The 25,187-nt window shown below is 70.7% G+C and carries 21 protein-coding genes; 3 read left to right on the top strand and 18 right to left on the bottom strand.

All coding sequences use genetic code 11. The annotated features are described in order from the left end of the window. Positions 1-200 precede the first annotated feature (200 nt). The 5 genes from HW130_RS33280 to HW130_RS33260 form a co-directional block, all read right to left on the bottom strand. Complete coding sequence (locus HW130_RS33280) at positions 201-887, bottom strand: histidine phosphatase family protein (protein ID WP_177153510.1); 687 nt, start codon at positions 885-887, stop codon at positions 201-203. Beyond that, positions 884-1,312 (bottom strand): ribosome silencing factor, encoded by a 429-nt coding sequence (gene rsfS / locus HW130_RS33275; RefSeq protein WP_177153509.1) that lies wholly within the window; start codon positions 1,310-1,312, stop codon positions 884-886. The genes HW130_RS33280 and rsfS overlap by 4 nt, the downstream gene beginning before the upstream one ends. Before the next feature lie 122 nt (positions 1,313-1,434). Then, positions 1,435-3,177, bottom strand: coding sequence for an LCP family protein (locus HW130_RS33270; protein ID WP_177153507.1), 1,743 nt, complete (start codon positions 3,175-3,177; stop codon positions 1,435-1,437). Between the two features lie 19 nt (positions 3,178-3,196). Then, positions 3,197-3,820, bottom strand: a complete 624-nt coding sequence (gene nadD / locus HW130_RS33265) for a nicotinate-nucleotide adenylyltransferase (RefSeq protein ID WP_177153506.1) — start codon at positions 3,818-3,820, stop codon at positions 3,197-3,199. A gap of 38 nt (positions 3,821-3,858) precedes the next feature. Next, the gene (locus HW130_RS33260; RefSeq protein WP_177153505.1) at positions 3,859-4,023 is read right to left on the bottom strand and encodes a hypothetical protein; all 165 of its coding nucleotides are present in this window, start codon (positions 4,021-4,023) and stop codon (positions 3,859-3,861) included. A 215-nt stretch (positions 4,024-4,238) separates the two neighbouring features. Between HW130_RS33260 and HW130_RS33255 the strand changes: the two genes are divergently transcribed. Then, positions 4,239-5,294, top strand: a complete 1,056-nt coding sequence (locus HW130_RS33255; RefSeq protein ID WP_177153504.1) for a M48 family metallopeptidase — start codon at positions 4,239-4,241, stop codon at positions 5,292-5,294. A gap of 66 nt (positions 5,295-5,360) precedes the next feature. Here the strand turns inward: HW130_RS33255 and HW130_RS33250 are convergent, their stop codons facing one another. From HW130_RS33250 to proB, 5 genes are all read right to left on the bottom strand, one after another. Then, on the bottom strand, positions 5,361-6,431 hold the full coding sequence (locus HW130_RS33250) for a hypothetical protein (RefSeq protein WP_177153503.1): 1,071 nt from the start codon (positions 6,429-6,431) through the stop codon (positions 5,361-5,363). Positions 6,432-6,701: 270 nt separating this feature from the next. Continuing rightward, positions 6,702-7,301: a hypothetical protein gene (locus tag HW130_RS33245; protein WP_177153508.1), complete on the bottom strand. Its 600-nt coding sequence runs from the start codon at positions 7,299-7,301 to the stop codon at positions 6,702-6,704. Between the two features lie 90 nt (positions 7,302-7,391). Beyond that, complete coding sequence (locus HW130_RS33240; protein ID WP_177153502.1) at positions 7,392-8,684, bottom strand: glutamate-5-semialdehyde dehydrogenase; 1,293 nt, start codon at positions 8,682-8,684, stop codon at positions 7,392-7,394. Between the two features lie 64 nt (positions 8,685-8,748). Further along, positions 8,749-9,360 (bottom strand): hypothetical protein, encoded by a 612-nt coding sequence (locus HW130_RS33235; RefSeq protein ID WP_375256612.1) that lies wholly within the window; start codon positions 9,358-9,360, stop codon positions 8,749-8,751. A gap of 139 nt (positions 9,361-9,499) precedes the next feature. After that, positions 9,500-10,627 carry a glutamate 5-kinase gene (proB, locus tag HW130_RS33230; RefSeq protein WP_177153500.1) on the bottom strand — a complete coding sequence of 376 codons (1,128 nt, stop codon included), beginning with the start codon at positions 10,625-10,627 and terminating at the stop codon, positions 9,500-9,502. A gap of 302 nt (positions 10,628-10,929) precedes the next feature. Here proB and HW130_RS33225 point away from each other — a divergent pair, with 302 nt between their 5' ends. Beyond that, a complete protein-coding gene (locus HW130_RS33225; RefSeq protein WP_177153499.1) occupies positions 10,930-12,987 on the top strand; it encodes a glycosyltransferase family 2 protein in 2,058 nt (685 codons plus the stop codon). Between the two features lie 60 nt (positions 12,988-13,047). Further along, positions 13,048-13,659 (top strand): dTDP-4-dehydrorhamnose 3,5-epimerase, encoded by a 612-nt coding sequence (gene rfbC / locus HW130_RS33220; RefSeq protein WP_177153498.1) that lies wholly within the window; start codon positions 13,048-13,050, stop codon positions 13,657-13,659. Positions 13,660-13,721: 62 nt separating this feature from the next. Here rfbC and HW130_RS33215 read toward each other — a convergent pair whose 3' ends face one another. The 8 genes from HW130_RS33215 to HW130_RS33180 all read right to left on the bottom strand — a co-directional run bounded on the left by HW130_RS33215 (position 13,722) and on the right by HW130_RS33180 (position 24,951). Then, complete coding sequence (locus tag HW130_RS33215) at positions 13,722-14,516, bottom strand: class I SAM-dependent methyltransferase (RefSeq protein ID WP_177153497.1); 795 nt, start codon at positions 14,514-14,516, stop codon at positions 13,722-13,724. Between the two features lie 77 nt (positions 14,517-14,593). Beyond that, positions 14,594-15,460, bottom strand: coding sequence for a dTDP-4-dehydrorhamnose reductase (rfbD, locus tag HW130_RS33210; RefSeq protein ID WP_218184258.1), 867 nt, complete (start codon positions 15,458-15,460; stop codon positions 14,594-14,596). A 29-nt stretch (positions 15,461-15,489) separates the two neighbouring features. Beyond that, entirely contained in the window at positions 15,490-16,476 is a 987-nt protein-coding gene (gene rfbB / locus HW130_RS33205) for a dTDP-glucose 4,6-dehydratase (RefSeq protein ID WP_177153495.1), read from the bottom strand. Continuing rightward, complete coding sequence (locus HW130_RS33200) at positions 16,473-17,540, bottom strand: glucose-1-phosphate thymidylyltransferase (protein WP_177153494.1); 1,068 nt, start codon at positions 17,538-17,540, stop codon at positions 16,473-16,475. The genes rfbB and HW130_RS33200 overlap by 4 nt, the downstream gene beginning before the upstream one ends. 67 nt (positions 17,541-17,607) lie before the next feature. Further along, positions 17,608-18,846, bottom strand: a complete 1,239-nt coding sequence (locus tag HW130_RS33195; protein ID WP_177153493.1) for a glycosyltransferase family 2 protein — start codon at positions 18,844-18,846, stop codon at positions 17,608-17,610. A gap of 148 nt (positions 18,847-18,994) precedes the next feature. After that, positions 18,995-21,046, bottom strand: a complete 2,052-nt coding sequence (locus tag HW130_RS33190; RefSeq protein ID WP_218184254.1) for a hypothetical protein — start codon at positions 21,044-21,046, stop codon at positions 18,995-18,997. 168 nt (positions 21,047-21,214) lie between these two features. Further along, positions 21,215-22,714: a bifunctional cytidylyltransferase/SDR family oxidoreductase gene (locus tag HW130_RS33185; protein ID WP_177153491.1), complete on the bottom strand. Its 1,500-nt coding sequence runs from the start codon at positions 22,712-22,714 to the stop codon at positions 21,215-21,217. 215 nt (positions 22,715-22,929) lie between these two features. Next, the gene (locus tag HW130_RS33180; RefSeq protein WP_177153490.1) at positions 22,930-24,951 is read right to left on the bottom strand and encodes a glycosyltransferase family 4 protein; all 2,022 of its coding nucleotides are present in this window, start codon (positions 24,949-24,951) and stop codon (positions 22,930-22,932) included. Between the last annotated feature and the right edge of the window lie 236 nt (positions 24,952-25,187).

The raw sequence follows: 25,187 nt of genomic DNA, 5'->3' as shown, positions 1-25,187 counted from the left end.
GCGCTCTACCAACTGAGCTATAGCCCCGCGCGTTCTTCGCGCTCCGCGCTGCGAACAAGAAGAACTTTAGCCTGCGACCTGCCGGAAAGTGAAATCCGGGTCCGGGGGCCGCCCCGGCGGTGGTCGCCGGGGCGTGGCCGGTGCCCCGGACCGGCAGCCTTCGCGCGGCGGGCGGGACCTGCCGGGAGGGCGGTGCGGTCTCAGGTGTCGTCGCCGAGCACCGGCTCGGGCAGCGTCCCGGCATTGTGCTCCAGCAGCCGCCAGCCGCGTGCACCCTCGCCCAGCACAGACCAGCAGCAGTTCGACAGACCACCGAGGCTCTCCCAGTGGTGGGCCTCCAGGCCCAGGAGCCGGCCGATGGTCGTGCGGATGGTGCCGCCGTGGCTGACGACGACGAGCGTGCCGTCGTCGGGCAGCTTGTCCGCGTGGTGCAGGACCACGGGCGCGGCCCGGTCCGCGACCTCGGTCTCCAGCTCGCCACCGCCCCGGCGCACGGGCTCGCCGCGCTTCCAGGCGGCGTACTGGTCGCCGTACTGCGCGACGATCTCGTCGTGGGTCAGGCCCTGCCAGACGCCCGCGTACGTCTCGCGCAGCGCGGCGTCGTAGGAGATGTCGACGCCGGTGACGGCGGCCAGCTCGCCCGCGGTCGCCGCGGCCCGCTTGAGGTCGGAGGCCACGATCGCGTCGGGCTTCAGCGACGCGAGCAGCCTGGCCGAACGGCGCGCCTGGGCAACGCCGTCCTCGGTCAGCTCGATGTCCGTGGAGCCCTGGAAGCGGCGCTCCAGGTTCCAAGCGGTCTGTCCGTGGCGCCACAGGACCACACGACGGCCCCGCTTCCTGCTTGTGCGGCCGTCACCGGCCGTACCTCCGCCGTTGATGCCGTTCAGCTCAGCTCTCCTTCCTTGCCGGCGAGGCGGGCGTGCTCCTCGGCCTTGCCGCGGGTCTTCATGGCGTCCTCGGGCAGCGGGAGCTCCGGGCAGTCCTTCCACAGGCGCTCCAGGGCGTAGAAGACGCGCTCCTCGCTGTGCTGGACGTGGACGACGATGTCGACGTAGTCGAGCAGGATCCAACGGGCGTCGCGGTCGCCCTCGCGGCGCACCGGCTTGGCGCCGAGCTGCTTGTTCAGCCGCTCCTCGATCTCGTCGACGATCGACTTGACCTGGCGGTCGCTGGGAGCTGAGGCGAGCAGGAAGGCGTCCGTGATGGACAGCACATCGCTGACGTCGTACGCGATGATGTCGTGCGCGAGCCGGTCGGCGGCCGCCTGTGCGGCGGTGTTGACGAGCTCGATGGAACGGTCCGTAGCGGTCACAAGCAGGCTTTCGTCGGCGGTCAGGAACTCTTCATAGGGTCTCACGGACCGCCGACAGACCTCGCCGGGATTGGTGGGGACGCGTCAGCACGGGGGCCCGGCGCGGGGCGCCGGGCCCCGGCTCAGTCCCCGGTGTCGCCCTCGAAGTCGGAGCCCAGGACCACGGACACATCGGCGTTCGCGGCGGCCTTGCCCTTCTTCACCGCGTCCGCGGGCAGACCGAGCGTCTTCGCGACCTCCTGGGCCTTCGCCTTCTGCGCCTCGTCACCGTAGGTGACCTGCGAGGCAGCGGCCGGGTCGGCCTTGCCGCCGTCGATGACGGTGTAGCCGCCGTTGACGAGCGAGATCCGGGCCGTCTCCGTGGCCTTGTCGTCGCCGGTGGCGTTCTTGACGCCGACGCGCACGGCCGCGCCCTGCTCCGGTGCGCTGACCGAACCGCCGAGCACGTCCTTGACCACGCTGTTCGCTGCCTGCTCGGTGAGGGTGCCGTCCTGCTGCACGGGCAGCACAGCGGTCTTGTAGTTGCCGCCCTTGGCATGCTCGGCGAGCTGGGCGAGCGAGCTGCCGAGGTCCTTCTCGTTCAGGGAGGGGTCGAGGATCTGGGCGAGGGTCTCGACGACGACGGTCGCCGACTCGGCGTCGTCCGGGAGTTTCTTCAGCACGCCCTGCATGACCTGACCGAAGCGCTGCAGCTGCTTCTCCTCGGCCTCGCCGGGACCGGAGTACGTCGCGTAGGCGACGGCGGCGCGTCCGTCGAGTGTCTGGTTCTCGCCCTTCTTCACCAGCGGTTCGTCGCCCTTCTTCGTACCGGGCACCTCGGTGTCGGTGGTCAGGTCGATCGTGCCGACCAGTTCGACGAGGTTCTCCAGGTACGGGGTGTCCAGCCGCCAGGTGCCGGAGATCTTCGCACCGAGCAGGGTCCCGATCGCCTCGCGGGTCCCGGTGGACCCGTCGTCCTCGACCGACTTGCCGAGCGTGGTGGCGGTGCCGTCGTCGTTGGCGACGGAGAGGGTGTTCGGGAGCAGGACGGTCGTGCCCTGCCCCGTGGTGACGTTGTCGACGAGGAGCGCCGTCGAGGTCCGCTCGCTCTTCGTGTTGTGCAGGTGCACGACGATGACGTCGCGCTTCTGCGGGCCGGCCGCGGTGCCGCCGGTGCTCTCGGTGCCGGACAGGCCCGGCAGCTTGCCCGCGTACCAGAGGTAGCCGGCCCCGCCGACGAGGACGAGCGCCAGCGTGACGACGAGCGCGACGACGCGGTTGCGGCCTCGGCGCTTGGCCTCCTCGCGGCGCTCGGAACGGCTCTCGGTGAACTTCAGCCAGTCGATGACGTCCTCGGAGTCCTCGTCCGGCTCCTCGATGAAGGAGAACTGCTCGGTGCGGTAGTCGCGGTCGTCGCCGTCCGCACCGCGCCGCTGCTCCGGCACGGCCGCCGGATCGGGCGCCGCCTGGGCCCGCCGGCCGTCGTGGCGGCCCTGCTGCTCCGCGGGGGCGGGCTGCTGGTGCGGGATGTTCCACTGCTGGGTGGTGTCGACGGCCGCGGGCTGCGTGCCTGTGTCGTAGCGGTATCCGTCGTAGCCGTAGCCCTGCTGTCCGGGCGGCGCGGCGTACTGCTGGGCGCCGTACGCGTCGTACTGCCCGTACTGGTCCTGGCGGCCCGCCGCGTCCTGGCCCTGCTGGGCGTACGGGTCGTAGCCGTAGCCCTGCCCGTCCGTCTGCTGCCCCCCGGACTGAGGGTGCTGGGACTGCTGCTGTCTGTAAGGGTCGTACGGCTGGGGCTGCTGGTAGACCGGCTGTCCGTACTCGTCGTAGCCGACGATCCGCGGCTGCTGGTAGTACGGGTCGTAAGGATTCTGCTGGTCGTTCACCGGTGCCCCTCTCCGTGGCTCACTCGCCGCGGTACAGCTGGCGCTTGTCGATGTAGCGGACCACACCGTCCGGCACCAGATACCAGACCGGGTCGCCCTGGGCGACCCTCTCACGGCAGTCGGTGGACGAGATCGCGAGCGCGGGGACCTCCACCAGGGAGACGCCTCCCTCGGGCAGCCCGTCGTCGGTCAGGTCGTGGCCCGGCCGGGTCACACCGATGAAATGAGCGAGCGAGAACAGTTCTTCGGCGTTGCGCCAGCTGAGGATCTGCGAGAGCGCGTCGGCGCCCGTGATGAAGAAGAGATCCGCGTCGTCGTTGAGGGAACGCAGCTCACGCAGGGTGTCTATCGTGTACGTCGGCCCGGACCGGTCGATGTCGATGCGACTCACCGAGAACTGGGGGTTGGACGCCGTGGCGATGACCGTCATCAGATAGCGGTCCTCTGCCGGTGACACGTTCTTGTGGGTCTTCTGCCACGGCTGCCCCGTCGGCACGAACACCACCTCGTCGAGGTGGAACAGGGCGGCCACCTCGCTGGCGGCCACCAGGTGCCCGTGGTGGATCGGGTCGAATGTCCCGCCCATCACACCGAGCCGGCGCTTGCCGGTACCGGAACCCGTGGCCACGTTCTGCTCTCCCATGCGTGCAGAGCCTACTGGCACGGGCGGCCGGACCGGACTCAGCGGTCGCGGTTGAAGCGGGTGGTGACCCACAGCAGCAGGAGCAGCACGAGCAGGGCGCCGCCGCCGGTGATGTACGGGTTGAGGCTTGCGTGGTTGCCACCGTGCTCGGCGCCCTCGGCGAGAGTGACCAGGTTGGCGGCGGCAGCGCTGGTGAGGCTCATCTTCAGCAGGACCTATCGATCGGAGTCGGAGCGGAGGGACTTCGCGCACATCGTATGCGGGCCGTTCGGGCACGCTCACGCCGACTCGGTCGTTGTGCTGTCCACAGCTCGGCAACTGTGGTTGTCCACAGCCCCCGCCGCGTCGCAACCCCAGCACCTAGTCTGGGGGTCCTGAAGGGGGACGAGCACGGCACGCAACAAGACCAGGGGGCACCATGACCGAAAGCCAGGGGAACGCGCCGAGCAGGCGGCGCGAGCGGTTCCCGGAGATCTCCTCACGGGCCTACGAACATCCCGCGGACCGCTCGGCGCTGGTGGCGCTGCGCAAGCTCTCCGGGTTCGACACCGTGTTCAAGGCGCTCAGCGGGCTGCTGCCCGAGCGCAGTCTGCGGCTGCTCTTCCTCTCCGACTCGGTGCGGGTGGGCGACGCCCAGTTCGCGCATCTGCACAGCATGCTCAGGGACGCCTGCTACATCCTGGACCTGGAGAAGGTCCCCGCGATGTACGTGACGCAGGACCCGCGTCCCAATGCGATGTGCATCGGTCTGGACGAGCCGATCATCGTCGTCACCACCGGGCTGGTGGAGCTGCTCGACGAGGAGGAGATGCGCGCGGTCGTCGGCCACGAGGTGGGCCATGCCCTCTCCGGCCATTCGGTGTACCGCACGATCCTGCTCTTCCTGACCGGCCTGGCTTTGAAGGTCGCCTGGATCCCCCTGGGCAACATGGCGATCATGGCGATCGTCACGGCGCTGCGGGAGTGGTTCCGCAAGTCGGAGCTCTCGGCGGACCGCGCCGGCCTGCTGGTCGGCCAGGACCTTCAGGCGTCGATGCGCGGCCTGATGAAGATCGCCGGTGGCAACCACCTGCACGAGATGAACGTGGACGCGTTCCTGGCGCAGGCCGAGGAGTACGAGGCCGGGGGCGACCTCCGCGACTCGGTGCTGAAGATCCTCAACGTGCTGCCGCGCTCGCACCCGTTCACCACCGTCCGGGCGGCCGAGCTGAAGAAGTGGGCGGAGAGCCGCGACTACCAGCGGATCATGGACGGCCACTACCCGCGCCGCACGGAGGACAAGGACACCTCGGTGAGCGACTCGTTCCGCGAGTCGGCGTCGCACTACGCGGAGTCGGTGCGGACGAGCAAGGACCCGCTCATGAAGCTGGTCGGTGATCTGGCCGGTGGCGCGGGCGACCTGGGCAGCAAGCTGCGCGACAAGTTCACGGGCGGCGGCAGCGGGACGGACGGCGACGGGTCGCCGGGCGCCTGACCGCACCGGTCCGGCGGCGATGGCCCGTGACGTCACGGCGACGGCGACGTCACGGGGACAACGGCGTCACGGGGACGGCTGAGCCTCGGGGGACAGGGCCCCGCACAGGGCGGCGACCGCAGGGCCCGGTGCGTACGGGTCGGTGACCGCCGGACCGTCCGTGCCGGCCCGCCGGCCGGCGGGCAGGGGTTGCAGCGTGCCCGTCGCGTCGGACGCACAGTCCTGCGGCCCGGCCTGGACCGCGCTGGCCTGCACCTCCAGCCGGTGGTGGCGCAGATCGTCGCGGTCGACGCGGAAGCGCATCTCGCGCCGCACGGTGAACAGCGACGCCTCGTCGCTCACCGGTCCCGCCGTGGCGGCGGACCGCAGCGCGTAGACGAAGGTGTGGTCGGACGTGACCTCCAGCGCGTCGGCCCCCGCCTCCCTGACGAGCAGCGTGCCCTCCACCCGCACAGTGGGATCCGCCAGCGCCACCTTCGACGGGTCGAAGCGCACCAGCCAGCCCGCGGCGACGTGCCGGCCGTCGGCCGCCGGCGCGGCCATGCTCCGGTCGAACTGGGCCAGTTGGTCGGCGTGGAGCAGCGCGCGCACCGGGCGCACCACGCCTCCGGTGAGCACGTCGGGGTCGAGCGACGACTCCACCAGGTAGTCCTTGGCCGTGGCCAGCGCGATCAGCACCTGGCCTTCGGTGAAGTGGGCGGTGCGGCGGACCGCGGGCAGGGTGATCCCGGCGGCCCCGCTGCGGTACTGGGCCGCGGGGCTGCGCGCGAAGAGCTCGGTGGGCGTGCCGCCGGGCACCGGGCCCCGCGGCGCGAGGGGGACGAGCGTGATGCGGAGCTGTTCCGCCGGTCTGGCCGCAGGGGGCTGGTGGGGCTGGCGGATACCGAGGTAGACGGCGGTGCCGAAGGCAACGGCGACGACGAGGACGAGCAACAAAATCTGTTTCGACGGGCTGCCCCCGCCGCCGGGGACGCTGCGCACGGCGGGGGCGTGCTCGCCCATGCGCTCCTCGGCGGAGAACTCCTGGACGCGGGCAGCCCGCACGAACGATTCGTCGAACACGACGGATCGGTACTCGTCCTCACCGCCTGGGAGCCCCTCGGGCGTCCCCTCCGGCGGGTCTCCGCGCCGAGCCATACTTTCAGGGTAGGTCTGACGCGGGCACGATAAACGCGCTGGTACACGACAAGTTCTGACGAGTTCTCACGCGCTCGGCCACATGGCCGCACGCCGCTGTCCAGCGGTTGCGGGGGAAGGCGTTCGGGTGGTGCGGGGGTGTCGTCCGGGGCATGCGGGGCCCGGCATTCAGACGCTGCGGCGGCGGGAGTTCAGACGGCGCACGGGGCCGGGGCAGGCGCGAGTCGTGGGACAGGCCGGCGTTCGAACGGAAACGGCGCGGGCCGGTGCCTACGGCGTCCGTGGCTCCGCGGGGACCCGTGGTGCCGGGCGGTCGGCGGCGGCCGTGGGGCCGCCTCCGCGGCCGCTGACCGTCGCGCCCGTCGGCGGGGCGTCCACCCCCGTCCGGGCGGGCTGCGGCACCTGGTCCTCACGGTTGCCGGAGGCTCCCCGGTAGACGGCGGTGAAGGCCAGGGCGATCATGCCGATGCCCATCACCAGAGCCAGGATCCAGGCCACCGGCCGGTGCCAGCGCGCCGTGCCACGATAGGGCCGCAGGGCGCCGCCGTGGGGGCCGTACGGGCTCCCGGCGCCGAGGTCGTCCTCGTACTCGCGCCCGGGGCCGTAGCCGTCGGGGCCGTGGAACTCGTCGTAGCGGTCGTCGTCGGAGGGCACGCCGCGCGGGCCGGAGCGGGCGGCTTCGGCTTCCGCGCGCGCCTCGGCGGCGGCGAGCAGACGCTCGACCGCGCTCGGTTCATGGATCTCGGCGGCCCGGACGAAGTCCTCGTCGAACACCACGGAGGCGAAGTCCTCGTCCGCGCCCCCGCGGTCGACAGAGTCCTCAGGGTCCCCGCCGTCCGGGAACGGCTTGCCCCCCACGTCGTCCGGCACCATCTCAGAGTAGACCGGGCCGGGAGGTTTGGGCAGGGAGAGGGCGAACTCTCCCCGCCCGGGTGACGCCCCGGAGGACGCCGCTGACGGTCACCGGATGTGACCGTCGCCGGTGACGATGTACTTCGTGGAGGTCAGCTCGGGCAGGCCCATCGGCCCGCGCGCGTGCAGCTTCTGCGTGGAGATGCCGATCTCCGCGCCGAAACCGAACTGACCACCGTCGGTGAAGCGGGTGGACGCGTTCACGGCGACCGTCGTCGAATCGACCAACTGGGTGAACTTGCGGGCCGCGGCCTGCGAGGTGGTGACGATCGCCTCGGTGTGGCCGGAGGACCAGAGCCGAATGTGGGCGACGGCCGCCTCCAGCGACTCCACGACGGCCGCGGCGATGTCGTAGGAGAGGTACTCGGTCTCCCAGTCCTCGGCGGTCGCCGGCACGATCGCGGCCTTGGTGGCGTCCGCGTACTCCACGACGCGTTCGTCGCCGTGCACCGTCACGCCCGCCTCGGCGAGCGCGTCGAGGGCGCGGGGCAGGAAGGCGGCGGCGACGTCCTTGTGGACGAGGAGGGTCTCGGCGGCGTTGCAGACGCTGGGGCGCTGCGCCTTGGAGTTGATGAGGATCTCGACCGCCATGTCGATGTCGGTCTCTGCGTCGACGTAGACGTGGCAGTTGCCCGTGCCGGTCTCGATGACGGGGACCGTGGACTCCTCGACGACCGTGCGGATCAGGGAGGCGCCGCCGCGCGGGATGAGGACGTCGACCATGCCCCGGGCGCGCATCAGCTCCCGTACGGAGTCGCGGCTCTCGCCGGGCACCAGCTGCACCGCGTCGGCCGGCAGTCCCGAGCCGCCGACCGCGTCGCGGATGACCCTCACCAGGGCGGTGTTGGAGGAGTACGCGGAGGAGGAGCCGCGCAGCAGCACCGCGTTGCCGGACTTCAGGCAGAGCGCGGCGGCGTCCACGGTCACATTGGGCCGGGCCTCGTAGATGATGCCGACGACGCCGAGCGGGACGCGCACCTGGCGCAGGTCGATGCCGTTGGGCAGGGTCGAGCCGCGCACCACCTCGCCCACCGGGTCGGGCAGCGCCGCCACGTCCCGCACGTCCGCGGCGATGGCGCGCACCCGCTCGGGGTTGAGCGTGAGCCGGTCGATGATCGCCTCGCTGGTGCCCGCCTCGCGTGCCCGCGCGATGTCCGCGGCATTGGCCTCGACGATCTCGCTGGTGCGGACCTCCAGCGCGTCGGCGATCGCCAGCAGCGCGTCGTCCTTCGCCGACCGCGGCAGCGGCGCGAGGTCGGCGGCGGCGGCCCGGGCCCGGTAGGCGACCTGGGTGACCGGGGACATGTTGTCGTACGGCGAGACCGAAGAGAGCGACGTCATACCCGCAGGGTAGTGCGCCCGGCGCAGCAGTCCGGAACGTATCCCGCACTGCGAGACAGATGCCTCAGAAGGGGTGGACGCCCACCGGGGAGGCGGGCGGCGGGCCGTAGCCCTCGGCGATCCGCTGGTGGTACGTCTGGCGGTCGATGACCTCAAGGCCGACGATCTCCCACGGCGGCAACTGGGCGCTCGAGCGGTGCTCGCCCCACAGCCGCAGGGCCACGGCCGCCGCGTCGTGCAGGTCGCGGGCCTCTTCCCAGTAGCGGATCTCCGCATGGTCGTTGGCGTAGCGGCTGGTCAGCAGGAAGGGGTGGTCGTGGGCGAGCTGCTCCAGGCCGCGGCGGACCTCCTTCAGCGGGGCCTCCCGCCCGGAGACGCTGAGGGTGATGTGCCACAGCTTGGACAGCGTCTGCTCGTCCGGCCGGCCCGGCGCCTCGGCGACGCCCCGCACCCCGGACGGGAAAGCCGTACCTGCCGCCGGATGCGCCGGAGCTCCGGCTCCCACGGCGGCATCGGCCCCGTCGAGCCCGTCACCGAATGCGTCGTCGAACCCGTCGTGGAGATCCGCGGCCCCGCCGACACTGGTCAGGTTTCGCTCCTCGCCCACTGACCGGCGGGCAGGAGAGGTGGTCCTCCCCTTGCCTCGGGGCATGTCCCCAGGGCGCGGTCGATTCACCGGCGGCCTCCTGTTGCTGCGTCGTTGCCCTTCCCCGCCAACCCCCGCAACAAAGTGGACCAGCCCGCGGCGGCGTGTGGGGCCGTTTCGGTAAAGGTCTCTGCCAGATGCCGGGACTTTCCGCCCTTTCAGGGCCCGGTCAGGGCTCCAGAACGACGAGATCGTCTCTGTGTACGACTTCCCGTTCGTATGCCGGGCCCAGCTCCCGCGCCAGCTCGCGTGTGGAGCGGCCGAGCAGCTGCGGGATCTCCTTGGCGTCGAAGTTGACGAGACCGCGGGCGACGGCGCGGCCGCCGGTGTCGCGCAGTTCGACGGGGTCACCGGCGCTGAACTCGCCGTCCACCGCGGCGATCCCGGCCGGCAGCAGCGACTTGCGGCCCTTGACCACGGCTCGCACCGCGCCCTCGTCGAGGGTGAGCGAACCCTGCGGGGTGGAGGCGTGCGCGAGCCACAGCAGGCGGTCGGCCGAGCGGCGTCCGGTGGCGTGGAAGAAGGTGCCGGTGGCGCGGCCCGCGAGGGCGTCGGCCGCGCGGGTGGCGGAGGTGAGGACGACGGGCACGCCGGCGGCGGCCGCGATCCGGGCGGCCTCGACCTTGGTGACCATGCCGCCGGTGCCGACCCCCGCCTTGCCGGCACTGCCGATCTGCACGTGGGCGATGTCCTCGGGACCACGCACCTCGTCGATGCGCGAGGTGCCCGGCCGCGCGGGGTCGCCGTCGTAGAGACCGTCGACGTCGGAGAGCAGGACCAGCAGGTCGGCACGGACGAGGTGGGCGACGATGGCGGCGAGCCGGTCGTTGTCGCCGAAGCGGATCTCGTCGGTGGCGACCGTGTCGTTCTCGTTGACGACCGGGACGGCGCCCATGGCGAGCAGCTGGTCGAGGGTGCGGTAGGCGTTGCGGTAGTGGGCGCGGCGGCTCGTGTCGTCGCTGGTCAGGAGCACCTGGCCGACGCGGACGCCGTACCGGGCGAAGGAGGCGGTGTAGCGGGCGACGAGCAGTCCCTGGCCGACGCTGGCGGCGGCCTGCTGGCGGGCCAGGTCCTTGGGGCGCCGGGTCAGGCCGAGCGGGGCGAGTCCCGCTGCGATGGCTCCGGAGGAGACGAGGACTATCTCCTTCTCGCCGCCGCTGCGGCTCTTGGCGAGGACGTCGACGAGGGCGTCCACCCGGTCGGCGTCGAGGCCGCCCGCGGCGGTCGTCAACGACGACGAACCGACCTTGACGACGATCCTGCTGGCCTGGGTCACCTGCTGTCTTGCCACTGTCACACGCCGAATCTATGCCAGGGCGCCTGCCGGGTGCGCGCGCATTCCGCCCGCTGGACATCCGCGCCCGGCTGTCTCCCACGGACCGGTTCCGGCCGTCCGGGCCGACGCCCCGTGCCGCGCGCCACGCCGTGGCGCGCCCGTAAACGCTTTCCCATAACACGAGCCGAGCCGGTTGCTGATACAGAATCCGGACAACCGCTAGGGTGCTGGTGGGCGGTGGCGCGCGCCCGCATCGCCCTGCCTCCGGCCCCCACCTTCGACTCGGGTTCCCACAAGAGACGGGGCACATAGTGTCGGTCAAAGTGAGTGTCGTCATCCCGGTGTACAACCCCGGAAAGTACATCGATCCGTGCATCGAATCGCTGCTCGGGCAGACCCTGCCCGCCGAGGAGTTCGAGGTCCTGTTCGTCGACGACGGGTCGACCGACGACACCCCCGCGCGCCTGGACGAGCTGGCGGCCGAGCACCCCCATTTCCGGGTGATCCACATCCCGAACTCCGGCTGGCCCGGCAAGCCGCGCAACATCGGCGTCGCGGAGGCGAAGGGTGAGTACGTCCAGTTCCTCGACCAGGACGACCACCTCGGCACCGACGCCCTGCGCAGGCTGTACGACATGGGCCGCCGCAACGGCTCGGACATCGTCATCGGCAAGGTCGCCAGCAACTTCCGGGGCGTCCCGCAGGGCGTGTTCCGCAACAACCGCGAGAAGTGCACGTTGCGCAACGCCCCGCTGTACGACAGCCTCACGCCGCACAAGATGTTCCGTACGCAGTTCCTGCGCGAGCACGGCATCGCCTACCCGGAGGGCAAGCGCCGCCTCGAGGACCAGCTGTACATGATGAAGGCGTACATCCCCGCCAAGGTCGTCTCGATCCTCGGCGCGTACACCTGCTACCACTACTCGAAGCGCGACGACGGCAAGAACGCCGGGTCGGCGAAGCTCGTGCCGGCCGGCTACTACGGCAATCTCCGCGAGGTCCTCGACGTGGTCGTGGCGGGCACCGAGCCGGGGCCGCTGCGGGACCGGGTGCTGCGCCGCTTCTACCGGGTCGAGATGCTCGGCCGGCTCAGTGAGCCCGCCGTCCTGAAGTACGACGAGACGTACCTGCGCGAGATGACCGAGGCGGTGCGCCCCCTCGCGCTCGACTTCATGACCGACTCCGTACACGACGGCCTCGGCCCGCTGCTGCGGCTGCGCTCGACCCTGCTGCGCAACGACGACGCGGAGGGGCTCGTACGGCTGGCCCGGTTCGCGTCCACCGTCAAGGGCACGGTGCGGCTGGAGGACCTCGCCTGGCAGGACGACGGCCGCATCGCGATCGGCATCGCCGCGCGTCTGGTGCACGGCGACGACCGCGAGCCGCTGACGCTGCTGCGCCGTGACGGCCGGCTGTATCTGCACCCGGATGTCACCGGCCGCTTCCTGCCCGCCGACGAGCTCGTCGACGTCACCGACGACCTGGGCGGCTTCACTGCCGAGCTCGCGCTGCGCGACCGTGAGACGGCCGTCGAATGGCTGTGCCCCGCCACGTTCACGGCACAGGTCGAGGACCGCGAGGACGGGAGCTGCGAGGTCGTGCTGCGCGGCACGGGCCGGCTGGCGTCCGAGGGCGGCAAGAAGGGCCGGGGCAGCCTCCCGCGCGGCTTCTGGGACGCCTGGGTGACCGTGCGCGGTCTGGGGCTGGTCCGCAAGGCGCGCCTGGGCGCCGACCGCGACCCGAAGGTCGACGGCCGCTGCCTGCCCGCGCTGCTGTCGTCCCCGCCCCGCTCGGTGATCCCGTACTTCACCGACCCGCACAGCAACCTCACGCTCGACGTGGCCCGGCGCGGCAAGAAGGTGGCCCCCTACCTCGCGGGCCGCACGGTACTGCGCATGCCGGGGGCCGGGATCCAGCTGCGGCTGGACCTGTTCACGACGGACGGCACAGGCCCGGGAACGGGCGTGGGCACAGGTGCGCCGGAGCTCGTGCTCACCAAGCCCACGGAGTCCGAGGAGACGCCCGAGCCCGTGCACACCTTCTCCGGGGCGCTGCGGCCCGAGCTGGGGCGGGCCCACTTGGATGTTCCCCGGCGTGTCCCCGGTGCGCCGGAGGGGGACTGGCAGCTCTGGGTACGGCTGGACGGGGCGAAGGGACCGCTGCTGCCGCTGTGCGGGGTGGGCGTGGACGGCGCCGGTCGGCTCCGGCCCGACGACGGCCTCCCCGTGGCCGACCCGGTGCTGCTGCGGAAGCTGGCCGCCCACCGCAGACGGTCGGCGCTGCGTCGGGCGGCCCGGGCCGTGGCCGGTCCGGTGGTGCGCCGGCTGCCGTCGGCGGGCCGCAAGAAGGTGCGCCGGCTGGCGGCCCGGGTGCTGGGCTGACGGACGGCCCGGCGGGCACACGGCTTCAGGAAGCGATCACGACAGCGAGGAGTGGAACAGATGCGTCAGCTCTCGATCGGCGGAGCCTGGGTGCACGAGCCGAAGGTCTTCCCCGACAGTCGCGGGAGCTTCCACGAGTGGTTCAGGTCACCGGACCTCGCCGAGGCGGCAGGGCACCGGCTCCGCCTGGAGCAGGCCAACTGCTCGGTCTCGGCCCGGGGCACGCTGCGCGGCGTCCACTTCGCCGATGTGCCGCCGAGCCAGGCCAAGTACGTGAAGTGCGTGCGCGGCGCGGTCCTCGACGTGATCGTGGACATCCGCGTCGGCTCGCCGACGTACCGCCGCTGGGAGGCCGTGCGCCTCGACGACTCCGACCACCACGCCGTCTACCTCGCCGAGGGCCTCGGCCACGCCTTCATGGCCCTCACCGACGACGCGACCGTGATCTACCTGTGCTCCGAGGGGTACGCCCCCGAGCGCGAGCACGGCATCCACCCGCTCGACCCGGACCTCGGCATCGAGTGGCCCGAAGGTGTCACTCCGCTGCTGTCCGAGAAGGACGCCGCCGCGCCGACGCTGGCCGAGGCGGAGCGGCAGGGGCTGTTGCCGTCGTACGAGGAGTGCGAGGCGTACTACCGGAAGCTGAGGGCCGCAGACGCGCCCGTCGGCTGAGCACACGCGCGGAGAGGCCCCGGGTCCGGACCCGGGGCCTCTCCGCGTCACCCGGGGCAGGGTCAGCCGGTGATCTTCTCGATGCTGCGGCGCACCGGCGTGAACGAGGCGCGCGACCTGCGCAGCGTGCGGGCCCGGATCAGCCCCGGCCAGAAGTCGGCGCCGAGCAGCGCCTCGGGCTGCACGGCGTTCTTCCGCACCAGCACCTCCTCCGGGACGTCCTGGGGGTCGGGGACGACGTACTCCTCGATGATCTTGTCGTACGCGTCCTTGAGGACGGTGCTCTCCGGATCGGCGCCGAAGACGGCGACGACACCGGTGGGCGCGGTGTCCACCTCGACGACGACCAGGTCCGGGCGGTACTTCCGCAGCACCTGGACGACCTTGTAGACGTCGCCCGCCCAGAACTTGGTGTGCCGGTCGCGGGCGGCCTCGTCCACGCTCCTCGGGAGCATGTCGTCGAGAACGATCACGCTGGACCAGCGCGAATGCCGTTCGACGTTCATGAAATCGCGCAGCGCGTACTCGAACAGGTGCATTCCGTCGATGAACGACAGCTCGAGCCGGGGTTCGCCGCCGAGGACGTTCATCGGGTCCTTGCGGGCGAGCGCGCGAAACGGATTGCGACCGGTGCGCAGATGGACCAAGGGGTCCTTGCGGGCGAAGAAATCGTCACTCGTGGCTCTGACCAGGTGCACATCACAACTGATGCTCGTCACGACCCGGAATGCCGGGTCGACAGCTACCGAGGGAACCCGGGAAAGCGCCAGGCTGCGCCCGTCGTTGACCCCGATTTCGAGATAGTTGCGAGGTTTGTAGATGCGGTGCAGCTGGCGCAGGAAGCCATGGCGGTCCACTGATGGAGCCCTTCGCTGGGAATCAAATGGATTGATTCCCAGCGAAGTTAGCGTGTACGCGGCCTGGACGTAAACGTCTACCGGCCGGTAGCACCCATTCCGCGCTCTGCGGCGACGACATCCGGGAACGCTTCTGCGAGCGCTTCCTGCCAGTCGCGAATCGGTTCGACACCGCTGCGCCGCAGACCCTGATGTCCCAGCACGCTGTACGCGGGGCGGGGCGCGGGCCGCACGAAGGCGGCGCTGGTCGTCGGGCGTACGCGATCCGGGTCGGCGCCCAACAGCCGGAAGATCTCGCGGGTGAATCCGTACCAGCTCGTCTCCCCCGCGCTGGTGCCGTGGTGGATCCCGGCGGGCACGGTGCCGGCCAGTGCGCCGCGTCCGAGCCGCACCAGCAGGTCCGCGAGGTCGGCGCTCCAGGTGGGCTGGCCGCGCTGGTCGTCGACGACGTCCACGGTGTCCCGGGCGGCCTCCAGCCGGATCATGGTGCGCACGAAGTTCGGACCGCCCGCGCCGTAGAGCCAGGCCGTGCGCACGACGTGGCCGGTCTCCGGCAGCAGGTCCAGCACGGCGCGCTCCCCGGCCAGCTTGGTGCGCCCGTAGGCGCTGCGCGGGCCGGTGGGGGCGTCCTCGGCGTACGGCTCGCGGGCGTCACCGGCGAAGACGTAGTCGGTGGAGACGTGCAGCAGGACGGCGCCGCTCTCCTTGCACGCCTCGGCGAGCACTCGCGGGCCGGTGCCGTTGACGGCCAGCGCGGCCTCCTCGTGCTCCTCGGCGCCGTCGACGTCCGTCCAGGCGGCGCAGTTGACCACCACGTCCGGCCGGTGCGCGTCCAGGGCGGCGCGCACGGCGTCGGGGCCGGTGATGTCCAGGTCGCGGCGGGCCGGCCCCGCGGCGGCGACGCCGGCCGCCGCCAGCCGGCCGAGGACGTCGCGGCCCAGCATGCCGCCGGCACCGGTGACGAGCCAGGTGCTCACAGGGCCGCACGCTCCTTCAGCGGCTCCCACCAGGCGCGGTTGTCGCGGTACCACCGCACGGTCTCGGCGAGGCCGGTGGCGAAGTCCTTGCGCGGCTCGTAGCCGAGCTCGTCGCGGATCTTGGTGCAGTCGACCGAGTAGCGGCGGTCGTGGCCCTTGCGGTCGGTGACGTACTCGACGCTGGTGTCCCAGTCGGCGCCGCAGGCGTCGAGCAGCAGGCGGGTGAGCTCCTTGTTGGACAGCTCGGTGCCGCCGCCGATGTTGTAGACCTCGCCGGGGCGGCCCTTCGTGCGGACCAGTTCGATGCCCTGGACGTGGTCGTCGATGTGGAGCCAGTCGCGGACGTTGCCGCCGTCGCCGTAGAGCGGGACCTTCCGGCCGTCCAGCAGGTTCGTGATGAACAGCGGAATGACTTTCTCGGGGAAGTGGTGGTGCCCGTAGTTGTTGGAGCAGCGGGTCACCCGCACGTCCAGGCCGTGGGTGCGGTGGTACGACAGGGCGATCAGGTCGCTGGACGCCTTGGCCGACGAGTAGGGCGAGTTGGGCTGCAGCGGGTGCGTCTCGGGCCAGGAGCCCTCGTCGATGGAACCGTAGACCTCGTCGGTGGAGATGTGCACGAACGTCCCGACACCGGCCCGGTGCGCGGCGTCCACGAGCGTGTGCGTGCCGACGACGTTCGTACGGACGAACTCGGCGCCGCCGTCGATGGAGCGGTCCACGTGCGACTCGGCGGCGAAGTGCACGACCTGGTCGTGCTCGGCCATCAGCTTGGCGACGAGTCCGGCGTCGCAGATGTCGCCGTGCACGAAGTCGAAGCCGGGGAGGCCCTGCACCTCGTCGAGGTTCGCGGGGTTGCCCGCGTAGGTGAGCTTGTCGAGGACGGTGACGGCAACGCCGCCGGGCCCGCCGGGGCCGAGCAGCGTGCGCACGTAGTGGGAGCCGATGAATCCGGCGCCGCCGGTCACCAGGATCTTCGTGGTCATGAGGAGATCTGCACCTTGCTGTGGTCGCCGAGCACGAGTCGGTGTGAGGAGGGAGTACGGGGCGCGGGTGTGACCTCGACGTCCCGGCCGATCAGTGACGCCTCCACGCGCCGCACACCGGTGATCGAGGCGCCGCGCAGGACGATGGAGTACTCGATCTCGCTGTCCTCGATCCGGCACCCTTCGGCGACGGACGTGAACGGGCCGACGTACGAGCCGCTGATCACCGTGCCGCCGCCGATCACCGCTGGGCCGACGATGCGGCTGTCGGTGATGCGGGCGCCCTGCTCGACGCGGACCCGGCCGATGATCTCGCTGTCGCCGTCGACCACGCCCTCCACCAGGGGCTCCACGGTCTCCAGCACCGAGCGGTTGACCTCCAGCATGTCGGTGACGTTGCCGGTGTCCTTCCAGTAGCCGGCGATCGTCGTCGACCGCACGTCCCGCTGCTGGTCGATCAGCCACTGGATGGCGTGCGTGATCTCCAATTCGCCGCGCCAGGACGGCTCGATGGCGCGCACGGCCTCGTGCACGACGGGGGTGAAGAGGTAGACGCCGACGAGCGCGAGATCGCTCTTGGGCTCCTGCGGCTTCTCCTCCAGGCCCACGACGCGGCCCTGCCCGTCGAGTTCGGCGACGCCGAAGGAGGTCGGGTCCTGGACCTTGGTGAGCAGGATCTGCGCGTCCGGGCGCTCGGCGCGGAATTCGTCGACGAGTCCGCTGATCCCGCCGACGATGAAGTTGTCACCGAGATACATAACAAAATCGTCTTCTCCCAGAAACTCCCGGGCAATGACCACCGCGTGCGCGAGTCCGAGCGGCCGCTCCTGCGGAATGTAGGTGACCTTGACGCCGAACCCGGATCCGTCGCCGACCGCTTCCTCGATCTCCGGCGCTGTTTCCCCGACGATGACACCGACCTCGGTGATCCCGGCTTCCGCAATCGCCTCCAGACCGTAGAAGAGCACCGGCTTGTTGGCGACCGGGACCAATTGCTTGGCGGATGTGTGCGTAATGGGCCGGAGTCGTGTCCCGGCTCCTCCGGCGAGTACGAGTGCCTTCACTATCCCTGCCCTAAGAAGTCGGAAGAGCGTTCCCCCAGGGGATGCCGCTCGGGCACTTCGATGTTACCTATGTCTCACCCTTTGCTTTCCCACGTCGCAAAACGCGTGCCCGGCGGGCGCGCGCCGCACTCCTGCGAATCCTGCCGAGAACCCTGCGCGGGAGGCTCCGGACCTTCGGCGGAAGGACACGCCGGCTGCCCGACCAGTCGGGCACGGTCACCTCGTAGACGGACCGGGGCAGGCCGCTGCGGCGGTCGCCGAAGTGCGGGTACGCGAGGTAGGTCCGGCCCGCGCGGCCCCGGCGGACGACCTCCGGCACCTTCTTGGCGGCGGTGAACTCCAGTACGTCCTTCAGCAGATCGAGCCGCCCCCGGGCCACGCACTCCAGCACCAGCCGCTCCCCCACCTTGATGTGCCGGGCGACACCCCTGGTCCAGTACGGATCCGTCATCGCCGCCGCCAGCCGCAGCCGGTCGCGCTGCTCGGACTCCGGCGCGCGCAGCAGGGCCGGCCCGAACTGCTGCAGCAGCCCGACGGTGAAGGGCCGGACCATCAGCAGGTCCCGCCCGTGACCGGGCGGTTCGAGACGGGCGATCAGCCGGGCCAGGGCGGTCAGCGCCTCGAAGCGGGGCGGGTAACTGCCGCGTCTGGTCGCGTGTTTGCCGTCCTCGCGCCCGACGAGGTAGTAGCAGTCGTAATCGGCGACGACCGACACCCCGTTGCCGCTGAGATACGCCTCCATGGTGAACAGCGAGTCCTCCCCGGTCAGGAGGCTCTCGTCGAACCGGAGGCCCAGCCGGCACAGCAGTTCACGGCGGAACAGCTTCTGCGCGCTGAGCGCGTAGATGACGCGGGAGGTGTAGACGTCCGCGTGCTCCAGCGTCTTCACGAACATCGACCGCGGCACGCCCCGCCCGCATCCCGCCATCCGTCCGAGCACGACGTCCGTCCCCGCCCGGTCGGCCATGGCGACCATCCGCTCCAGCGCCTCGTCCCCGAAGAAGTCGTCGGCGTCGAGGAAGAAGACGTAGCGGCCGCGTGCGTGGGAGAGACCGACGTTCCTCGGGCCGCTCGGGCCACCGGAGTTGGGCTGCCTGATCAGCGTGGTGCGGACCTTGGACCGGGCGGCGAACTCCTCCAGGTACTCCCCCGTGCCGTCGGTCGACCCGTCGTCGACCGCGACGAGCTCGATGCGGTCGGCACCCAGCGTCTGGGACTCCACCGACTCCAGGCAGCGGACGAGGTAGGGCATGGCTTCGTAGGCACCGACGACAACCGTGACGTCGGGCACGAGATGGTCATTCACACACACAAGACAACCGGAAACACCTATTGGTTGCCCTTCATGACCCACCGGGCAAAAAGGTGCACCTCGCCCGCATCGGCGCCGGGAACGGGAACGGCCCGGTGGCGCCCCCTTCCGGGGATACCACCGGGCCGCTCGCGCGGTCGGGTCAGCCGACCGGCGTGTCGTCCAGGCCGGGCGACTGCTCCGCCTCCGACAGACGCTGCAGCACACCGGCGTTGCGGGCCTCGGCCTTGGCCGCCAGGGCCTGCACCGCCGCGTCGAACTGCTCGATGGAGGTCGGCTCGTCCGGGCCGAGCAGGTACTCCTTGAGCTCCTGCCGCGCCGCGGCACGCGGGTCGGCGTCCCGGTCGGCGACGGCGGCGAGCAGCTCGTCGAGCTCGACCGCACTGTTGGAGAGGATCACCGCGGCGCGCACCGCGGTGTTCTGCCGCTTGAACTCGGCCTCGCCCAGCCCGGCGGAGTCCGTGACCGCGTACGGCTTGCCGCTCGCGATGAAGTCCGAGACCACGCTGGAGATGTCCGAGACCATGCCGTCCGACTGGTTGAAGCAGTCGTACAGACGCGGCTGCGGACCGGTGATGACCTTGTGCTCCCACCAGCCGAAGGAGCGCCAGTAGGCGGCGTTCCACTCCTCGCCCAGCTTCGCGGTCTCCGCCTCGCGCGCCGGGTCCGCCACGGAGTCGCGCGACTCCTCGGCCTCGTCCCGGCCGACACGGGTCTGGCCCGACAGCTCGGCGAGCCGTGCCTCGATGCGCTGGAGCTCGGCACGGGCCGCGGCCTGGTCCTCGGCGTGCGCCGCGGCCTCCTCGACCCACCTCGGCTCGCTCGCGCGGGCCGCGGCGGCCTGCTCGACCATGGCGGTGATCCGCAGGTGCGCGGCCCTGGCCTTGGGGTCGCGGGTACCGGTGAACGGGTGCGGCTTGTAGATCAGGCGGACCGGCTTCTCGGAGTCCAGCAGCCGCTTGACGATGTTCTCGCCGGCCAGCAGCAGGGAGGTGTTGCCGGGGTTGTCGTCCCAGCCCTCCCAGGTGGGGGCGTAGAGCACGGTGGGGATCGGGCCCCGCGGCTTGCCCGTCCAGTGCTCGATGGGGGCGAGCTGCGGACGGCCGACCTCGACGATGTCCTCACTGAGCACACCGACGTCGGCCAGCGCGTAACGGTCGCGGCCCGCGCGGCCCGCCGTCCACACCTCGTCGTACGCCTTGCTGAACGGGTTGACGCTGGCGAGCTTGTCGCTGTCGCCGTGACCGATGAAGACGTGCTTCATGGTCGGCACGCGGAGCATGTGGATGTTCTTGCCGACATTGGCCGCGTACAGCGCGACGCGCACGGACGACAGGTCCAGGTTCATCAGGTGCACTCCGCCCGGCACGCACAGCACCGGGACCGAGGTGTTGCCGAGCTGCGGCACGATATTGCGCTCGCGCAGGAAGATCAGCGGCCGGCCGCCGATCTGTGCCATCGTCTCCAGCCACATGTTGACCTGGTACGCCGAGTCCTTGGAGCCGGAGAAGTACAGCATCACGGTCGGCTTGTACTCGCGCAGCCAGGCGTCGATGCCCTCGAGCACCTTCTCCGGCGAGGCCGGCAGCCGGGCGGCACGGAGACTGGGCAGCAGTACAGCGAGATAACCGACGGCGAGCAGCACCGTCAGACCCAGACCCGCGTACGCGAACGCATTGGCGCCCGTCTCGATCGCGACGATCACGCCGACGAAGGAGAAGACATCGAGATGCAGCATCTTCTCGGCGGAACGGTTGATCAGGCCGGGCCTCGGGGCGTCGGGAATGCGCACGTGCTTCAGGTCGATGTTGCGGGTGACCACCGGCAGCCTCCGGCGCAGCCGGATCAGCGTGACCATCGCGCCGTGCGGCGCCTGGAGACCGTAGAAGCCGAGAAGGCAGGCGACCGTCACGTAGAAGAGGGCCTCCTCCGCGTACCCCATGCGGGCCAGCAGCAGCACGAGCAGCAGCTGGCGCACGAGGAAGCGGATCGACAGGCCCGCACGGACCTTGGCCAGCCGGTTGACCAGATAGCTGGACCGCTGGTGCAGGTACTGGTCGGCGAGGTAGGTCACGGCGACGGCAGCCGTGAAGAACCAGAGACTGGGGACTATCGCCGCGAGCATGACGCACGGGAATCCGAGCATCAGGAGAATTGCGGCGGCCAGCTCCGATCCGCTGCCCACGCGAGCCATGCGAATGGCTTTCGAAATCACGAAGAACCTGCTCCAGGGGGTGCCGACTGTTTTCCTTGCGAAACCGCTCTGCGGAGGAGGTGTGAAGGACCGGCTCCACAGACTCGGGCCCCCGCAGTGCGCTGTATGGCGACTACAGAGGCCCGAATGTTCGAATGTCCAGAAGTATTACACATCTTCCTGACGGTCCAGGACGGACGCCAGGGCCTGTTCGAACCCGGATGCCTCGGAGGCGCCGCGGGTCGGATCCTGCTGCCGTACGTCGATGACATGCCCGGTCAGCGCGGACAGCAGCACGTCGAGCGAGGTACGGGCCACGGCCTCGGACGACAGCAGCGAACCGGCCGGCTCGGTGCCGAACGCCTTGGTGCGCATCGGGGTGGCGGTGCGCTCCGGGTTCACGCAGTTGACGCGGATGCCGTCGGCGGCCCACTCGTCGGCCAGGGCCTGGGTGAGATTCACCATGGCGGCCTTGGTGGAGGAGTAGAGGCTGTACTCGGCGCGGCCGCGGGTGTAGCTGCTGGAGGTGTACAGCAGCAGCTGGCCCTTGGTCTCCGCGAGGTACTTGTGCGAGGCGCGCGCGATCTGCACCGGGGCCAGGTAGTTGACGTTCAGCGCTTCCTGGATGGTCGTGCTGTCCGTCTCGGCCAGCTTGCCGATGCGCAGCACGCCCGCGGTGTTGATGACGTAGTCGATGCGACCGGTCTCGGCGTAGGCCGTGGACAGCGCGTCGTCGACGTGCTCCGGGTTCTCGACGTGGGTGCCGGTGGTCGAGCGGCCGAGCGCGTAGACCTTGGCGCCGTAGGACTCCGCCAGCTTGGCGATGTCCGCGCCGATGCCGTAGGAGCCGCCGAAGACGACCAGGGTCTTGCCCGCCAGCAGCTCGCGGTAGGCGGCCTCGTCGGCCTGTGCCGGAGCGGCGGTGGAGGCCAGCTGGAACAGCTTGTCGGCGATGAAGACGTCGACCGGCTGCGTGACCTTCATGTTGTACTCGTCGCCCGCGACGACGTAGATCGGCACGTCCGGCAGGTACTTCAGCACGACCGAACAGTCGTCGGTCGCCTGGAAGTTCGGGTCGCCGGCCGCGATCTCGTACGCCCTGCGGATCGTCGACAGCTTGAAGGCCTGCGGGGTCTGGCCGCGGCGCAGCCGGGAGCGGTCCGGGACGTCGGTGATGAACTCGCCGTCCTCGCCGTGCGTGCGGGTCACGATGATCGTGTCCGCGGACGGGATGGCGACGTCGACGGCCTGGTAGCGGTCCAGGGCGTCGACGCAGTCCTTGATGACGCGCTCGGAGAGCAGGGGGCGAACGGCGTCGTGGAACAGGACGTTGCGGTCCTCGCCCTCGGCCAGGCCCTCGCCGAGGGCCGCGATGGCGCGCTCGGTGGTCTCGTTGCGCGTCGAGCCGCCCTCGATGACCTTGGTGACCTTGGTCAGTCCGGCCTTTGCGACGATCCTCTCGACGTCCGGCACATAGCCCGGCGCCATCAGGACGATGATGTCGTCGATCGACTCCGCCTGCTCGAAGATCGCCAGCGTGTGCTCGATGACGGCCTTGCCTGCGATCTTCAGCAGCTGCTTGGGAATCGACAGACCCACGCGCTGGCCGGTACCACCGGCGAGCACGACAGCTGTGGTTCGGGGTTTGGCTATGTGCTGCACAGACACAGACGACCTACCTTGCGAGGGCTGGGGAACAAAACTGATGGTTGCACTCTCCGTTACCGTCCCGCAAGGCGGGTGACGCCGCGCCCACGGGAGGGGGAAACCTGCTGTTCACCCGGTGATCAGGGGTGTTGGCCGAGAACCGCTCATCCGGACGAGTGACCGACACCACACATGTGAGTGGCATGAACCACTCCTGAGCGGGACAAGGCGCTGCGCTACAGATCCACCACATTGAGTGCGACGTCGTTGGAGAGCGTGTAGTAGACGCGCACACGGACCTTCTTGCGCGGCCGGCCGAGCACCCGCTTGGCCACGGCACGGGCCATGCTCCCCTGGCGTCTCTTGGCCATCACCGTGTGAGGGTAGACGTAGATGCGCTGCTTCATCACCACGTCGTCCAGCACCCGGCCGATCCTGACCGGCCTGGCGTCGGGCGCGTAGCGGATGAAGGCGTCCCACACGTCGTGGGCGGTGGTCTGCGAGGCGGCGGGCACCGTGGAGGAGAAGGAGAAACGGAAGCCGTCCTCGCCGACGCGCTCGCCGGGGAACAGGATCTCGTCCGTGGGCCTGCCGCGGCGTCGCAGTACCAGCGTCGGATCGCCGGCCACCGTCGCCGTGCCGAGCATGCTGCCCTCCAGGGTGACCCGGGAGCCGTGGATTTGGACGTCCGCGGCCTCGGCATGGACCGGCCGGTGCCAGGCGCGCAGCATCAGCGCACCGCCCTTGGCCTTGTCCTCGTACGGGACGAGGTTGCGCACCGGGCCGCCCGGGCTCAGCCGCTCGGCCGCGTGCAGGGCGCCGCGCTGGTCGACCACGCGGGCCGTGACCCGGCCCCGGGCGCCGCCACCGGCCAGCTCCACGAACACGGTCCACACGCCCTCCGGGAAGACCTCACCGGCCGGGACGGTCGCGGAGCCGCGCTCGTCGAAGTCGAAGGTCCGCACCTCGGTACGGGCTCCGGTCCGGGTGCACACCAGCCGGGCGCCGTTCTCGATGCCCTCCGGCAGCGGCGCCACCAGGCTCACGTCCACCGAGCCGTCGGCGGCCACCGCGCAGTCCGCGACCGGGGTTATCCCGGGGATGTGCGCGCGCTGCGCCGCCTCGGCGGCGAGTTCGTCGAAGAGGGCCTCGTACTGCTTGGTGACCACACCGGGGTCGAAGCGGCGCGCGTTGCGCACGGCGGCGGCGGCCATGCGGCGGCGCAGGTCCTCGTCGTCGATCAGCCGCAGGAGCGCCCGGGCGACGGCGTGCGCGTCGCCCACGGGGACGAGCAGGCCGTCGACACCGTCCTCGATGATCTCGCGCGGACCGTAGTCGCAGTCGGTGCTCACCATCGGCACGCCGCAGCGCATCGCCTCCACGAGGGTCATGCCGAACGACTCGTGACGGGACGTCGACGCGGCGATGGCACCCTTGGCCCACTCGGGCTCGATGGGCGAGTGAGGACCCATCAGGTGGATCTCGTTGTACAGGCCCAGCTCGTCGATGCGGGCGCGCAGCCTGTCGCGCTGGTCGCCGGAGCCGTAGATGCGCAGGGACCAGTCGGGACGCTGCCTGACGACCTCGGCGAAGGCGTCGACAAGGACGTGGTACTGCTTCTCGGCGGCGAGCCGTCCGGCCGCGACGACGGTCCTGCCGGTGCCGTCGGAGGGCGGGACGGACGGCTCGGGGACGCTGTTGGGGATCGACAGGACGCGGGTCGTGGGCAGCGGCATCTTCTCGCGCCACACCTTGGCGTCGCCCTCGGAGACGGTGACGAACGCGTCGACGGTGTCGAGGTGTTCGTACATCTCCTCGCGCAGCGCGGCCTTGTGGTGGTTGTGCGTCATGTGCTCCTGGCCGATGCGGACGGCGGTGGCCGGAGCGAACTGGGCGACGTAGGCGACGAGGCCGGGGCGGGTGCCGATGACGACGTCCGCGTCGGACGCGGCGTAGTGGGCGCGCACGCGCTCGTCGACGAGGCGGTTGTACTCCTTGTATCGGGCCTCGGCACGCGGGAAGGCGACGGCGGGCTCGGCGAACAGGGGCTCCTGCCGGTCGGCGCTGCCCTGACGGGTGTCGACGAGGGGCACGACGGTGATGCGCGGGTCCAAGGCGAACGCGGAGTCGTCGCGGTGCCGGAAGACCGAGACGATCTCGACCTCGTGGCGATTGGCCAGTTCCTCCGCCAGATTCAGCGTCGTGCGGATGGTTCCGCCGATCCCGTAAATCGTGTGGATGAGGAAGGAGATCTTCATGGTGCTCCGTTCACTTCTGCTCCGGCCTGCTCCGGGACGAACGGGTAGCCCCGTTGCGGCTGCCGGATGCAGACGACCCCTGACCTGACGGGGCAGCAGCCCGGACCACGGTTCACCGTATGCCCGATGTCGCCCGTTTGACCATGATTGACCCTATTCCGGGTGAACGCCCCGCCATCAACCAGGTCAGACGGACAAGGCGGGTGAGAGGTTGTGCCTTTCCGTGAAACGGAGCG

The organism is Streptomyces sp. PKU-EA00015, from assembly GCF_013387495.1.
Lineage (GTDB): Bacteria > Actinomycetota > Actinomycetes > Streptomycetales > Streptomycetaceae > Streptomyces.
Note: the sequence above shows the minus strand (reverse complement) of the source record. Positions and strands in the feature narration are given on the sequence as shown.